Source organism: Shewanella psychropiezotolerans (assembly GCF_007197555.1).
GTDB classification, from domain to species: Bacteria; Pseudomonadota; Gammaproteobacteria; order Enterobacterales; family Shewanellaceae; genus Shewanella; species Shewanella psychropiezotolerans.
In genome coordinates this window covers 3,436,497-3,450,696 of sequence record NZ_CP041614.1, presented here as the reverse complement: position 1 = coordinate 3,450,696, position 14,200 = coordinate 3,436,497, and the positions used below count along the sequence as shown (strand labels likewise).

The 14,200-nt window shown below is 44.3% G+C and carries 11 protein-coding genes; 1 reads left to right on the top strand and 10 read right to left on the bottom strand.

Going from position 1 to position 14,200, the window contains the following annotated elements; translation table 11 throughout:
- Positions 1-80: 80 nt before the first annotated feature.
- The 9 genes from FM037_RS15295 to xdhA all read right to left on the bottom strand — a co-directional run bounded on the left by FM037_RS15295 (position 81) and on the right by xdhA (position 9,940).
- Entirely contained in the window at positions 81-1,277 is a 1,197-nt protein-coding gene (locus FM037_RS15295; RefSeq protein WP_144046698.1) for a urate hydroxylase PuuD, read from the bottom strand.
- A gap of 24 nt (positions 1,278-1,301) precedes the next feature.
- Complete coding sequence (guaD, locus tag FM037_RS15290; RefSeq protein ID WP_144046697.1) at positions 1,302-2,612, bottom strand: guanine deaminase; 1,311 nt, start codon at positions 2,610-2,612, stop codon at positions 1,302-1,304.
- An 81-nt stretch (positions 2,613-2,693) separates the two neighbouring features.
- Positions 2,694-3,212 carry an ureidoglycolate lyase gene (locus FM037_RS15285; RefSeq protein WP_144046696.1) on the bottom strand — a complete coding sequence of 173 codons (519 nt, stop codon included), beginning with the start codon at positions 3,210-3,212 and terminating at the stop codon, positions 2,694-2,696.
- 13 nt (positions 3,213-3,225) lie between these two features.
- Positions 3,226-3,567 carry a hydroxyisourate hydrolase gene (uraH, locus tag FM037_RS15280; protein WP_144046695.1) on the bottom strand — a complete coding sequence of 114 codons (342 nt, stop codon included), beginning with the start codon at positions 3,565-3,567 and terminating at the stop codon, positions 3,226-3,228.
- On the bottom strand, positions 3,564-4,064 hold the full coding sequence (gene uraD, locus FM037_RS15275; protein WP_144046694.1) for a 2-oxo-4-hydroxy-4-carboxy-5-ureidoimidazoline decarboxylase: 501 nt from the start codon (positions 4,062-4,064) through the stop codon (positions 3,564-3,566). The genes uraH and uraD overlap by 4 nt, the downstream gene beginning before the upstream one ends.
- 11 nt (positions 4,065-4,075) lie before the next feature.
- On the bottom strand, positions 4,076-5,134 hold the full coding sequence (gene alc / locus FM037_RS15270) for an allantoicase (RefSeq protein ID WP_227992865.1): 1,059 nt from the start codon (positions 5,132-5,134) through the stop codon (positions 4,076-4,078).
- Between the two features lie 75 nt (positions 5,135-5,209).
- On the bottom strand, positions 5,210-6,121 hold the full coding sequence (xdhC, locus tag FM037_RS15265) for a xanthine dehydrogenase accessory protein XdhC (protein WP_229380904.1): 912 nt from the start codon (positions 6,119-6,121) through the stop codon (positions 5,210-5,212).
- A gap of 8 nt (positions 6,122-6,129) precedes the next feature.
- On the bottom strand, positions 6,130-8,490 hold the full coding sequence (gene xdhB, locus FM037_RS15260) for a xanthine dehydrogenase molybdopterin binding subunit (RefSeq protein ID WP_144046693.1): 2,361 nt from the start codon (positions 8,488-8,490) through the stop codon (positions 6,130-6,132).
- Positions 8,483-9,940 carry a xanthine dehydrogenase small subunit gene (gene xdhA / locus FM037_RS15255; protein WP_144046692.1) on the bottom strand — a complete coding sequence of 486 codons (1,458 nt, stop codon included), beginning with the start codon at positions 9,938-9,940 and terminating at the stop codon, positions 8,483-8,485. The genes xdhB and xdhA overlap by 8 nt, the downstream gene beginning before the upstream one ends.
- A 485-nt stretch (positions 9,941-10,425) precedes the next feature.
- Here xdhA and FM037_RS15250 point away from each other — a divergent pair, with 485 nt between their 5' ends.
- Complete coding sequence (locus FM037_RS15250) at positions 10,426-13,116, top strand: bifunctional acetate--CoA ligase family protein/GNAT family N-acetyltransferase (RefSeq protein ID WP_144046691.1); 2,691 nt, start codon at positions 10,426-10,428, stop codon at positions 13,114-13,116.
- A gap of 48 nt (positions 13,117-13,164) precedes the next feature.
- On the opposite strand, the gene FM037_RS15245 is transcribed toward FM037_RS15250, so the two are convergent.
- Entirely contained in the window at positions 13,165-14,196 is a 1,032-nt protein-coding gene (locus FM037_RS15245; protein WP_144046690.1) for a GGDEF domain-containing protein, read from the bottom strand.
- Between the last annotated feature and the right edge of the window lie 4 nt (positions 14,197-14,200).

Below are 14,200 nucleotides of genomic sequence, written 5' to 3'. Positions count from 1 at the left end.
TACCATGCCACTGATTTTTCGATCATTAGATAGTAAAAGTCAATTTTTTACAACTAGAGAGGTCTGCAGACCTCTCTAATTTACTGACGACTGGTGTTTGCCAACCAGATCGCTAATGTCGTGCGCTCTTCATCTGTCATATGAGTCTTATTCATAAACGGCATATCTTTAGAGTCTACCACTCGCGCTTGAATACGAGGTGCCAATCGTATAATGCTAGCTTCATCGGAAAATACGATACCAGCTGGTGCAATGGTAAAGACATCGTCGGTCGGTGTCACTGAATGACAACTACTGCACCTTTGTTCAATGATCTTTTGTACTTGGCTGGTATTTACCGTTTGTTGTTTTTGCTCCGCGGTCAACTCAGTCGAAGCTGGGGCTATTACAAAAGCGAGAATAACCGTCGCCACAACCGAGCCGACTAACACTAAGGGTTTCTGCTTACCAAAATGACGTAATACAAAGTATTGACGGACCGCAGCGGTGATTAAAATGATAGCGATGAGTACTAACCAGTTCGCGCTATGGGCGTAGGTCATCGGATAGTGGTTTGAGATCATAATAAAAATGATCGGTAGCGTAGTATATGTATTATGAGTTGAACGTAATTTTGCATTTAATCCATAAGCTGGATCAGGTGTTGTCCCCTCTTCAACCGCTTTCACTAAGGCACGTTGTGACGGCATGATGCCAAAAAATACGTTACCCGCCATAATGGTGCCTATGATCGCGCCCATGTGCATATATGCGCCACGAGCACTAAACACATGTGTTAGACCGTAGGATAAAGCGGTGGCAATAAGGATTAAAATAAGACCTAAAACTATTCCATGCTCTCTTAATTTAGTGCGCACTAACAACTCGTAACTACCTACACCAAGCACAATTGACCCCACGCCTATGCCAATGGCTTGAAATTGGGTTAAGTCAGCGACTCGTTTGTCGATTAAGTAGGAATCTGCACCCACATAAAACATCAGCGACAGTAAAAGGAAACCAGTTAACCAGGTGGTGTAAGCCTCCCATTTAAACCAATGCAAAGTGGTTGGCATCTTTGGTGGTGCCAATTTGTATTTAGCCACCTCGTAAAATCCACCACCGTGAATAGCCCAAAGATCACCGCCAATACCTTTATCTTCTTTCCATTTTGGCGGTGTTTCCAAATGATTATCTAACCATACGAAGTAAAATGATGCGCCAATCCAGGCAATACCTGTAATGACATGTGCAAATCGAATGATTAAATTTAACCATTCATTAATATAGGGATCCATAACCTTCCTCAATTCTTTTAATATTTATGTTGTTACAGCAATAGCAGTCTGTACTCGTTCGCCCATAATATGAGTCGCCTTGACATGACGTTCGTCGCCTAACATGCTTAATGTAAACAGCTTTTCTGACAGATCTTTGCAATGGTGCATACGTCTATCCATAAGCGGGGTTGCGTGGTAATCGAGGAAAATAAAGTCAGCTTCTGCACCTTTAGTGAAGTTGCCGATGGTGCCTTCGAGATCTAACGCTCTTGCCCCGCCTAGAGTGGCTAAGTAGAACGATTGGAATGGGCTGAGTTTTTCAGCGCGAAGCTGTTGTGTCTTATAGCCTTCGTTCAGGGTACTTAGCATTGAAAATGTGGTACCAGCGCCTATATCTGTGCCGTAACCTACATTAACGTCATATTTTTGCGCTTGTTTCAGGTTAAATAACCCGCTGCCTAAAAACAGGTTAGAGCTTGGGCAAAATGCAATGGAAGACTCTGTTTCACCTAATCGCTTACATTCATGATCATGTAAGTGCACGCCGTGAGCGAAGACACTTCGACGACCGAGTAAGTTACTTTGGTCGTACACATCGAGGTAACCTTTTGAGTCAGGAAACAGTTCACTCACCCACGCAATTTCATTGGTGTTTTCACTGATGTGTGTGTGTAAATAGACGCTTGGGTTTTCTGCCAGTAATTGACCGGCTTTATTTAATTGCTCAGTTGAGCATGTCGGTGCGAACCTTGGCGTGATTGCGTATTGCAATCTATCTGTTTTATGCCACTTTTCAATCAGTGCTTTGCTGTCTTCATAACCAGTTTGCGCCGTATCTGACAGATAATCAGGGCAGTTTTGATCCATCAATACCTTGCCACAGATCATGCGTAATTTTTTCTGTTGGGCAATAGTAAAAAAAGCCTCCACGGATTCTTTATGTACCGTACCGAATACGAGTGCTGTGGTCGTTCCAGCGTCAAGAAGTTGAGTTAAGAAAAACTCAGCGATTTTTTTACCGTGCTCTAAATCTGAAAATTGACGCTCAAACGGGAAGGTATAATTTTGTAACCATTCAAGTAGTTGTTCGCCATATGAGGCGATCATCTCAGTTTGCGGGTAATGCACATGAGTGTCGATAAAGCCTGGCATCATGAGTCCATTCTCATAATGAATCACCTCAATACCATCATCTAACAGAGGTAATAACTCAGATGCTTCTCCCACTTGTTCTACCAAGCCATCTTTAATGATTAACAATCCATCTTCTATATGCTGGTAGCTTTCTTGTAGGGCAACTTTGGCGGGGTCAGCCAAAAAATGCAGTAACTCTCCCCGATAAACTTTTATCATTATCCTTCACCTTCTCATCGTATCTTTAAGTTCTTATTATCTCATTACGATATTTATACATTACATTGCAAAATCACATACTCACTCTTGCACTATTAAGAGTGAACCATCTAACTCCAGTGCGTCACAGTTATCCCCCTCGCCCCCTCTATCAATCACCAAAAAATCACTTTCACTATTTAATGTTAGACAGAAATGATGCCAGGTCCCCTTGTGGTAATTCACACCTTGACTCGAGCTCGCGATAAAGACTTCAATATTATTGATATTAAATTCACCAGCAGGAGCCACGACCACTAAGAAAGGATTGTTTCCCAAAGGAATAAATGCCTGACTCCCATGAGGGTGACGCTCCATCATCTTTATGGCTATGGGCTGCTCTAATGGGTTTGAGCGAAAAATACTGATCAAGGTATGACCATCATTATCATTGACATCTATCTTGGCCAAGTCGTGATAGCGATGCGTCAGGCCACCATTAATTGCAAAGTTTTTTGCCTCTGTGCTGGCTTCAATTACATCACCAAAAGCACTAAAGGCTTCCCGAGTTAGGGGTTTTGCCGTGATAATCCGCAATTTATCAGTTATGCTGTTTTCCATTAAAAGTGCTCCCTTAGCTGCCGCGGTAAGTTGAATAACCAAATGCAGTTAATAACAAAGGGATATGGTAATGACTATTTGTGCCATCGAGTTCGAATACGATATCAACAAAAGGGTAAAAACCCTTTTCGTTATTGGCATTGAAGTAACATTTAGTCTCAAAATGCATACGATAAACCCCCGCATCGAGTACGACGCCATCGGCTAAAAGGCCAGCAATTCGACCATCGGAATTGGTGATACCCGAGGCAAGTTCTTGCCAAGCATCCCCTGTTTGAGCAAATAAGGTGATGGGCAGTCCCCGCGCAGGAAGTCCACGAGTGATGTCTAGGACATGAGTGGTTATTTGGCTCATATTAGTTTATTTAACCTCAGGTGGAAGATTTTACGCTGCTCTTGTGCAGCATTGGCTAATTCTGTAATTTTATTATTGGGCAAGCGTGCAAGTAGCAAAGCAAGCATCTGCTCTGCACTCTTGCCAGTGGCACAAACAATAAAAATGAATCCAAACTTGTCGAGGTAATCAGAATTACCTTGGGCCAAATCGAGTAACACTTGCTCAGACGCATGATTGACTGAACTTTGTTCACCACTGGCTAGCTCTTTAGTATTGGCATACTTTTTCCTAAGGGTATCCACATTACCGATTTGTGGATGACCTTCAAAGGCCTCGATATAGTCAGCTTCTATGGATCCAGCCCAAGCGAGATCGGCTTGGTAAGCTAAGGCTTGTTCATCAATAAAAGGACGCGCAAGTACCATTGCCTCAACCCAGCTAGATGCCGTACAACACTGCATAAAAGTATGCGTAGCTTCTTCAACGGATAAACGATTTAACTGTTCTAAATTCATTTTAATTCCACTTAAACTTTACGTTTACCAAACACTCGCATACGTGATATCCCACCATCAGGGAAGATATTTAATCGTACATGAGTATAGGTTTGTTCCTCATCTGCAAGAATTTCATTAATAAAGAGGTGTTCGCGATGAGCATAGAGTTTGGTGCGAGCAATAATGGGCTGCCATTGTTCTTCTTGTTGCCCATTACTGAAGTCATCGCTGTCAGTCACCATACCTTCGAGGTTAAATGTATCTGGAAAGTTACCTTTAAAATGACAGGTATCTATGATCACTTTTTCTATACTGCCACGGCTGGCAAGCTTGACAATAGACCAGTCGGGACCGAGATCTCGACGGCGTTTTGTTTCCCAGCCATCTCCCATATTTTTACCTCGACCAGGCATGATTAAGTTATTCTTATCACTAAAGAACATATCGCTGACCAATAAAGCTTTAGCGCCATTTTTGATGTAGGCCAAATCGATTAACTCACCCCCAATGAAATGCTCCCAATTTACATCGGCCTCGCCATAAACGCGTATGCGAGCCACGCCACCATCGGGGAACATGTTAAAACGAATATGGGTCCAGGCAGTATCATTGCTAATCGAAAAGATATTTTGGCTATGGGCTTCGACTGAAATTCGTTGCAAGACGGTATGCCAAACAGTATCCGCGCCAGGTTCAACTTCGCTCACGCATGCTTCTACCGACACAGACTCTGGCGCGTTGCCGCGGAAATAGTTGGTATCGATATCGAGACCCCGAATAACCCCTTTTATGCCAAGTCTGATAATGCACCAATCGAACTCACGGCCATCATCACGACCATAGCTACGACGAGATTCCCAACCGTCCATCCACTTACCGCGATCGGTAAATTTATCATCAATAAAAATACCTCGGCCCGGTTTAATCAGGTTTTCCATTCCTGCAAAAAAATCATCACTGCAAGACAGTGTCTCACCGCCAACCGCCTCGCTGGCGAGATCGACACAATGAGTTTTAAATTTACGCTCTAATTCGAGAGGCGTACCGCTTAGCTTGTTTTGTTGTTGGGTATCTATATCTAACATCATTGCTTATTTTCCTTTTTACTCTGTAAGGGTAAAATGAGTCAGCTCGTGACTCCTATTTAATGCTTAAACACATGGCTAATCTGCGTTAAGTAATTGCTTTAATTCTTTCCAGTTAATACCCTGTTGTGAGCTAGGCCGTGCTCTGGGCGCTGCTGGTGAACCGGTATCTAGTCTCTGCTCCAGCACTTGCTCAACCTGGCGGTTTTGTTCTTCGGCTTGATACTTGTTAATAATTTCAGCCGATACAGACACGGCAACTTCAATGGGTAACTTACCGCCCACCTGCTCGAGTCCAATTGGGCAGCTCATACGAGCCACTTGGTTTTGATCCACATCTCTATGCTTATAGCGCTGCTTGAAACGGCGCCATTTAGTGTCAGAGGCGATTAGGCCTAAGTAACTAAAATCTGCACGTTTGAGAATGGCTTGTGATATTTCAAAATCCATTTGATGGTTATGGGTCATCACCACAAAGTAGCTATGTTCGGGCATAGATCCGACTTCAAACTCAGGCTCCTCAGTGACAACTTTAGTCACATTGGGGTACATTTCTATATTGGCAGGAAATTGCTCTTCACGACTGTCGACCCAAGTGACGTGACAAGGCAGTTGAGCCAATATTGGTATCAAGGCCTTGCCCACATGGCCGGCGCCAAACAACATGATGTTGACGCCAACGGCGGCAAAACATTCAAACAACACACTGGCATTACCACCACAACATTGACCTAAATTGCTGCCAAGTTGAAAATGCTCTAAATGTTGGCAATTCTTACCGACAGCTAGCATGGTTCTGGCGTGTTTAATGGTTTTATGCTCAAGGTGCCCCCCCCCTATGGTATCGAAGATGTCAGCTTGGCTTATCACCATTTTAGTGCCGCTGTTTCTTGGGGTTGAACCAGAGACTCCCACTAATGTCACTAAGACATAGACACTGCCCTGCTTACTTAATTGATTAGCGGCGCTGCTCCAGTTCGTCATCATCATGGTATCCCCTAGTTAAGTTCGCTTGCTTTCATCGATTCGACTGCCCAAAGAACCCGCTCTGGCGTCGCTGGCGTATCGAGTGCTGGACTTAACCTGTGATCAGACACACTTGAAATGGCATCTTTCAATGCAGACCAAACCGATATACCTAACATAAATGGTGGCTCACCAACCGCCTTCGAGTTATAGATGGTTTGCTCACGGTTTGGATCGTCGGGAACTAAGTTGACACGAAAATCAGCGGGGGCATCACTGATTGCGGGGATCTTATAGGTTGCAGGGTTATTGGATAACAGCCGGCCTTGCTCATTCCAAACCAACTCTTCGGTGGTCAACCAACCCATGCCTTGAATAAAGGCACCTTCGATTTGGCCAATATCGATCGCCGGGTTGAGTGAATGACCTACATCATGCAAGATATCTGTACGCAGTAGTTTATATTCACCGGTCAAGGTATCGATAAGCACTTCAGATACCGCAGCGCCAGTCGAATAATAGAAGAATGGACGACCCTTACCCGTTGCACGATCGTAGTGAATTTTAGGTGTTTTATAAAAACCTGTCGCCGATAGCCCAACTCGGCCCATATACGCTTGTTGCACAAATTCAGCGAAGCTGAATCTCTCCACGCCGACATGGACTTGGCTTTCAGCAAAGATGACCTCATCTTGGTTAACATTGTATTTTTCACAAGCAAACTCAATCAGGCGCTGTTTAATTATCTTAGCCGCAGCCTGAGCCGCCTTACCATTTAAGTCAGTACCAGACGAGGCTGCTGTGGGTGAAGTATTGGGCACTTTATCGGTTCTGGTTGCAGATACGCCAACAGTGTCGACATCAACCTGAAATTCTTCGGCAACGATTTGGGCTACCTTGGTAAATAACCCTTGCCCCATCTCAGTGCCACCATGGTTTAAGTGAATCGTGCCATCGGTATACACATGCACGAGTGCACCGGCCTGGTTCAGGTGCTGGACGGTAAAAGAGATGCCGAATTTAACAGGGGTTAATGCTATCCCTTTCTTCAAAATCGTATTTTCACGATTGAACAGATTGATGCTTTCACGACGAACCCGATAATCAGAGCTTTGCTCTAATGAAGCAATCAGCTCAGAGATCTTGTTATGCTCTACCTTCTGATGATAGTGAGTTTCATTGCGGTCCTCCGTGCCATAGAGATTAATCTTACGTATCTCTAAGGGATCCTTACCCAAATGACGGGCGATATCGTCCATGACCATCTCTATGGTCATCATGCCTTGTGGACCACCAAAACCACGATACGCTGTATGGGATACGGTATTGAGTTTACACCGATTCCCCGTCACAGTGGCTTGGTCTAAGTAATAAGCGTTATCAGAATGAAACATGGCTCTGTCAACAATAGCATCGGAAAGATCCGGCGAGTAACCACAGTTACCATTGACATTGATGTTAATGCCTTTGATTTGTCCTTTGCTATCGAAGCCCACGGTATAGTCGTTTTCAAACGGGTGACGCTTACCTGTCATGCACATATCGTCTGAGCGGTTCAGTTTAAGCTTAACCGGACGCTTACTTTCATTGGCAAGCAGTGCTGCGATACAGGCCCAAGGCGCAGCCTGAGTCTCTTTACCGCCGAAGCCTCCGCCCATACGGCGAGTATCAACAACCACGATATTGAGTGGAATATCCAATACTTCAGCCACCAGCTTTTGCACTTCACTCGGGTGCTGGGAAGAGGAAAACACCAGCATGCCACCTTCTTCAGTCGGCTCTGCCGAAGAGATTTGACCTTCCAGATAAAAGTGCTCCTGGCCGCCCACTTTAATTTCACCCGATAATTGGTGCTCGGCATTGGCAATGGCCGTTTCTGAATCGCCTCGCTTCATGCTGTAAGGAGGACGAACAAAACTTTGCTTCGCTAAGGCATCTTTGACGCTTAGCACGGCTTCGAGTTCTTCATACTCAATTTTAGCAAGCTTGACCGCTCGGTTTGCCAAGTCATGACTGGTTGCGGCGACAGCAAAGATTGGCTGACCCACATATTCAACCTTACCGATAGCCAGTACAGGATCGCCAGGAAACACAGGACCAATATCGGTATGACCGGGGACATTGTCTACCGTGATGACTGCTATAACACCTTCGGCTGCGCTTACCGCAGAAAGATCCATCGACTTAATATTGGCGTGTGCGACACTGCTTTGGCCAATAGCAGCATGTAACTGACCTCTCAGTTCGGGCCTGTCATCGATATATATCGCTTCACCACTGACATGCTTTTCGGCACTTTCATGTTTTTTTGAACGACCAACTCCACCTAATCCTACGCTACGTAAATTTGTGTCTGATAAATTGGTTTTATTGATTTCGATAAGACTACGCATAGTTAACCACCCGTGTTTCAATAGTTCGATTTTGTAATTCGAGATAACATTTCTGCATTAAGTTTTGCGTAACTTTCATTCGATATTTGTCCGAGGCGCGTACATCTGACATAGGTTGGAAATCCACTGTTAATGCTTGCTGAGCAGCAGTGATATTGTCTTGGTTAAATGGTTTATTCAATAAGGCCGCTTCACAATGTTTAGCTCGCATTGGAATGCCTGCCATTCCCCCAAAAGCAATTCGCAGGTCAGTGATAATATTATCTTTTAGCTCGATAAAGAAGGCGGCTAATACTGCAGAAATGTCATCATCTATGCGTTTTGAAATCTTATATAACTTAAGAAACTGCCCGGGTTTAGCTTTGGGAATGTAGAAATCCTTAATAAACTCTGAATCTTTCAGTACGGTTTTTTTATAGGCGACGAAGTAATCTTCGACCGCAATTTTACGCTCTGTATCCCCACGCTGAAGGGTCATTTCGGCCCCTAAGGCAATGAGAGCTGGCGGCATATCACCGATTGGGGAGGCGTTGCCAACATTGCCACCTAAGGTGCCGTTATTGCGCACTTGTCTTGAGCCGATACGTTCTATCATCTCACCGAGTTCATGATATTCATCGTGTAGCATTGGCGTAAATTCACTGTAGGGTACTGCCGAACCAATCACAAACTGATCATCATTGTTCTCAAGGGTGAGTAGCTCTGAGACATCACCCAGATACACTAAATCTTCGATGATATTAAAATGTTGAGTGACTGATAACGCTAAATCGGTACCACCCGCGACTAAGGTTGCCTTGGGGTCTTCTATCAGTTTTTGCGCAAGTTCAGTAACGTTCTTGGGGGCAAAATAGCGATGTTGATTGTCTGATAACTTTGCAGATGGTAATTGTTTGAAATTATTGAGCTGCTGCACTGTTTGTTTATAGTTCGTGGCAAATGAGTCGACCTGTTTATGCTCACTAGACTCCATGGCCGCATCGATTATCGAGCGATATCCGGTACAGCGACATAAATTACCGGCAAGAGCTTCGATAACATCGGCTCTACTTGGCTTGTTGTTTGTCTTATGTAAGGCGAACGATGACATCACAAAACCAGGTGTACAAAAACCACACTGTGAGCCATGGTTATCCACTATAGATTGCTGCACATGGTGTAATTTAGCGCCATCTTTAAGATCTTCCACCGTAATGAGCTGCTTGCCATGTAGGCTACCCACAAAGCTGATACACGAGTTTATCGATTTGTAATTTAAATCTTGTTGATTATTTTCTAATTCTGCGACTACGACGGTACAAGCTCCGCAGTCACCAGAACAACAACCTTCCTTGGTGCCAGTACTGAATTGCTTTTCGCGCAGGTACTGCAGAACCGTCAAATTTGGGTCGATGTTTTCTAATGTCACTACGTCATTATTGAATAAGAAACGAACTGTACTCATTGTCATAATTTGTCCCGTACTTGATCTTGTAATTCGGTGTGTGCTCACTTATTGCTAATTTAGGTATATCAGAACCAAAAACCTGACACAAGTGTCAATTATAAAAATGAGCTACATTCCATTAACACAACTTTGAATATTGATGGATGATAACTAAGCTAAAAATCATAATCCAACCCCGTAAAAAATAGGTGAAAGCAGATGAATAACAGCGAGATAGATAAAATTAAGAATGCATTAAATTAACGATTAAACACCTCACAATAATAATTTAATTTTTCCGCTACAATTTGTTCCTTATCATGGAATAAAACTGAAAGCCTAAATAAAGCCCTAAACCCGCAACAAACTAGCAACGATAAAATAGCGTTAAATTGGGAAGTTTAGCCCGTTATGGCATTAGACCTGGTTGCTTAAATATGTGATTATTGAGGTGATTTTTTATGTGACTGGTGTGAAAGTGAGTCACGCAGTGATAAAAGGAAGCACTAATGAGTCAGCGTACGTTACATAGCCTCTTTAATCCCAAATCTGTAGCCATTATTGGTGCCTCGAATACAGAAAAACGTGCCGGTAACGTCATCATGAGGAACTTGCTCGCAGGCGGATTTTCCGGTCCTATCATGCCGGTAACCCCAAAATACCAAGCTGTACTCGGAGTCCTCGCCTACCCCAATATTGAAGCTCTTCCGTTAAAACCCGATTTAGCCATTATCTGTACCGCCGCCGAAAAGGTACCTGGCATTGTCGAAACCTTAGCCCAGTTTGGTTGTAAAACAGCGATAATCAATGCCTCGGGTATGGGACAGCAGTTGAATGATATGGGGATTGATCTGCTAACACTGGCCAAGAATAATGCTAAGCGCTACGGCATGCGTCTCCTTGGGCCAAACAGCTTAGGTATGATGCTGCCAAATTTAGGATTAAATGCCAGCTTGGCTCATACCAGTGCCCTACCAGGGAAAATAGCCTTAGTGTCGCAATCGGCGGCAATATGCACGACGGTACTCGATTGGGCCAATAACAAGGGTATCGGCTTCTCCTCTTTTATTTCTCTGGGCGACACCACAGATATCGATTTTGATGAGCTACTCGACTATTTAGGCAGAGACTCACGCACCAGTGCCATCATGCTCTACATCGATTCCATTAATGAGAAGCGCCATTTCCTCTCTGCTGCACGCGCGGCGTCCCGTAACAAACCCATATTGGTGATCAAGTCTGGACGTAGCCTTGAGGGGACGAATGCTGCCAAGCTGCACACCGGCGGACTCACGGGAAACGATGCGGTTTATGAAGCCGCGTTTAGACGCGCTGGTATGCTAAGAGTCAATGACTTAATCGAACTCTTTGCCGCCGTTGAAACCTTAGCCCACTCCTCCCCTCTTCTTGGTGAGCGGTTAGCCATTATCACTAATGGAGGCGGACCCGCCGTACTCGCCTTAGATCAACTCATGCTAAGGGGCGGTAAGTCGGCAGCGTTAGATGATGAAACTTACCAAGCCCTCAATCGACTGCTTCCCTCGACCTGGTCAGGGCAAAACCCGATAGACATTGGCGGAGATGCCGATGCAGAGCGCTATACCAAGGCAGTAGAGATCATGATGAACAGCCAACTGGCTGATGCAATCTTGGTGCTGCACTCACCTTCGGCACTGGGAGATAGCGTCGAAATAGCCGACCAATTGGCTAAGATGGTAGCCAAACACCCCAACAGAAATAGGATTAATATCCTCACTAATTGGAGTGGTGAAGATGCCGCTTATCAGGCTCGTAAAAGGTTTAATAAAGCCGGACTGCCAACGTATCGTACAGCCGAGGGTGCCGTTGGTGCCTTTATGCATATGGTCGAGTACCGCAGAAACCAGAAACTCCTGCAGGAAGTGCCTCAATCGATACCTGACAATATTCCAACAGATGCTTGCAAGGCGAAAGCTGCACTGGCGAAAGCCAAAGAACGGGGCAAAACAATCTTGGAGACCCATGAGTCACAAGAGATCTTAAGTGCCTACGGATTGAAAACCATAGACACCTATGTCGCCCAAGATCCACACACAGCTGCCGAGATAGCACAGACTATTGGCTATCCTGTAGCCTTAAAGGTGCAATCTCCCGATATACATCATAAATCCGATGTCCATGGAGTCATGCTCAACTTAAACAGTAAAGATGAGGTGATACAGGCTGCAATAGCCATTAAAGCGCGTGTGTTATCAACCCATCCAGATGCTCGTATCGAAGGACTGTTAGTACAGAAGATGGCATTAACAGCCGGAGCCCAGGAGATCCGTGTTGCGGTCATCAATGATCCTGTTTTTGGACCAGCTATTTTACTCGGCGAGGGAGGCTCTGAATGGGAACCCTCAACAGATGCAGTGGTAGCCCTGCCCCCCTTGAATATGACCTTAGCAAGATACATGGTGATCCAGGCACTGAAGACTAAGAAGCTTAAAGATCGTCATCTTCCTTTGGGTCTGAATATGAACGCACTCTGTGTCATGTTGACCCAGATATCTCATCTGGTGATCGATTGTCCCGAAATCGCCAGTATCGATCTTAACCCTGTGCTGTGCGCGGGGGAAAATATTACTATGCTGGATGTGAACATACAGCTCAATGAACATCCCCTCGATAACACCTCTCGTCTCGCCATTTCTCCCTACCCAAAGGAACTAGAGCAAATCGCTACATTGAAAAATGGTCAAGAAGTGATGTTGAGGCCCATTTTGCCGGAAGATGAACCTAAGCATCTGGCGTTCGACAACTCACTTTCTGATGAAGACAGATATAAGCGCTACTTCGGTGTTCGTTCAAAAATGACCCACGAAGAGATGGCAGTGTTAACTCAGATCGATTACGCCCGGGAGATGGCCTTTATTGCTACGTCCAAAGGCGAAGATGGTGAAGATATTACCTTAGGTGCGATACGCGCCTCAATCGATCCGGATAATACCGAAGCTGAGTTTGCCATGGCGGTGAGGAGCGATCATCAAGGTCAAGGATTAGGTAGGCTGTTATTGGAAAAGCTGATCGCTTATTACAAGACTAATGACACTCAAGTCCTCACAGGATTTACCATGTTTGAGAATCGCAGTATGGCAAATCTAGCGAAACGTCTTGGTTTTACCGTGACGTTCGATATGGAAGAGCACCTGATTAAAATGGATATGCAACTAAAGTAATCAAGCATCAGATATCAGGTTCGCTTTTAAACCTGATATCTTCCAGTATTATTCGCTACAAACACAGTTCCTTCCCGACGACTTGGCACGATACAGGGCTTCATCGGCCCTGACAAAATAGCTTTCACGATCGTCACTGATATTGAGAGTCGATACTCCCAAAGAAACGGTAATGGAGCCCAAAGATAATTTCTTATCCTTACCTATGGTTAATTTGCGTTCTGATATCACTTTACGTAACTGCTCTGCCACTATCAATGCGTCTGTTAGACGTGTATTAGGTAGCAAGATAACAAACTCTTCGCCTCCATATCGGGCAACAAAATCAGTCCCTTTCACCGCTTGTTTCAGCGCTAATGCCACATAGGCAAGCACTTTATCCCCAACTAAGTGACCATGGGTGTCATTAAACAGTTTAAAATGATCGATATCGATTAAGAGCAAACAACTTGGAGACTGAGCTTGAGTATATGCTTGCATGTGTTTCATCACCTCATCCTCGAAGCTACGCCGATTGTTAAGTGATGTGAGTTGATCTGTCATGGCAACCTGATTTAGATTTTCCATCTCGCTTTTTAACGAGCTCACCTCATCACGCATGATGTTTAAGCTCCCTTGTATCTGTTTATTACTTAAAATCACACCTTGTATATTATCGACTAAGCGATTTACCAAGGTGTTAAGAACTTCAACATCGGGCTTTTGTTTTAGCTCTTGGCTGAAGTCAGATAAGGTGTCGGAAAAACTGTCTGTACCTTGAGTCAACCTACTGACTTTACTGAGTAAAGCATTGATGATTATCTGAGTTTCAATTTGAACATTCTCAATCACTTCTGCTGATTTTTCTTGAATGAAATTCTTGTGAAGCCCATCATTCACTTCCGTACAAAAAGTGATTCCATTTGAGATAAGGCCATCGATGGCACGTTTAAGATCTAAATTAATACCGAGATAATATTCATACCAAACAGCATAATTAACAGGTGTGACGGGAATATTGAGTTCAGACATTTTAGGCACTGCATGCCTAAGAATTTTGGCAGACAGTTCTGTATCTGTCAGGTGCTTCGCTAAGTTCATGCTT

Excerpts from the sequence above, each read along its gene's own strand:
- FM037_RS15295 (WP_144046698.1), bottom strand. The coding sequence starts at position 1,277 with ATGGATCCCTATATTAATGAATGGTTAAATTTAATCATTCGATTTGCA.
- guaD (WP_144046697.1), bottom strand. The coding sequence starts at position 2,612 with ATGATAAAAGTTTATCGGGGAGAGTTACTGCATTTTTTGGCTGACCCC.
- FM037_RS15285 (WP_144046696.1), bottom strand. The coding sequence starts at position 3,212 with ATGGAAAACAGCATAACTGATAAATTGCGGATTATCACGGCAAAACCC.
- uraH (WP_144046695.1), bottom strand. The coding sequence starts at position 3,567 with ATGAGCCAAATAACCACTCATGTCCTAGACATCACTCGTGGACTTCCT.
- uraD (WP_144046694.1), bottom strand. The coding sequence starts at position 4,064 with ATGAATTTAGAACAGTTAAATCGTTTATCCGTTGAAGAAGCTACGCAT.
- alc (WP_227992865.1), bottom strand. The coding sequence starts at position 5,134 with ATGATGTTAGATATAGATACCCAACAACAAAACAAGCTAAGCGGTACG.
- xdhC (WP_229380904.1), bottom strand. The coding sequence starts at position 6,121 with ATGATGATGACGAACTGGAGCAGCGCCGCTAATCAATTAAGTAAGCAG.
- xdhB (WP_144046693.1), bottom strand. The coding sequence starts at position 8,490 with ATGCGTAGTCTTATCGAAATCAATAAAACCAATTTATCAGACACAAAT.
- xdhA (WP_144046692.1), bottom strand. The coding sequence starts at position 9,940 with ATGACAATGAGTACAGTTCGTTTCTTATTCAATAATGACGTAGTGACA.
- FM037_RS15250 (WP_144046691.1), top strand. The coding sequence starts at position 10,426 with ATGAGTCAGCGTACGTTACATAGCCTCTTTAATCCCAAATCTGTAGCC.
- FM037_RS15245 (WP_144046690.1), bottom strand. The coding sequence starts at position 14,196 with ATGAACTTAGCGAAGCACCTGACAGATACAGAACTGTCTGCCAAAATT.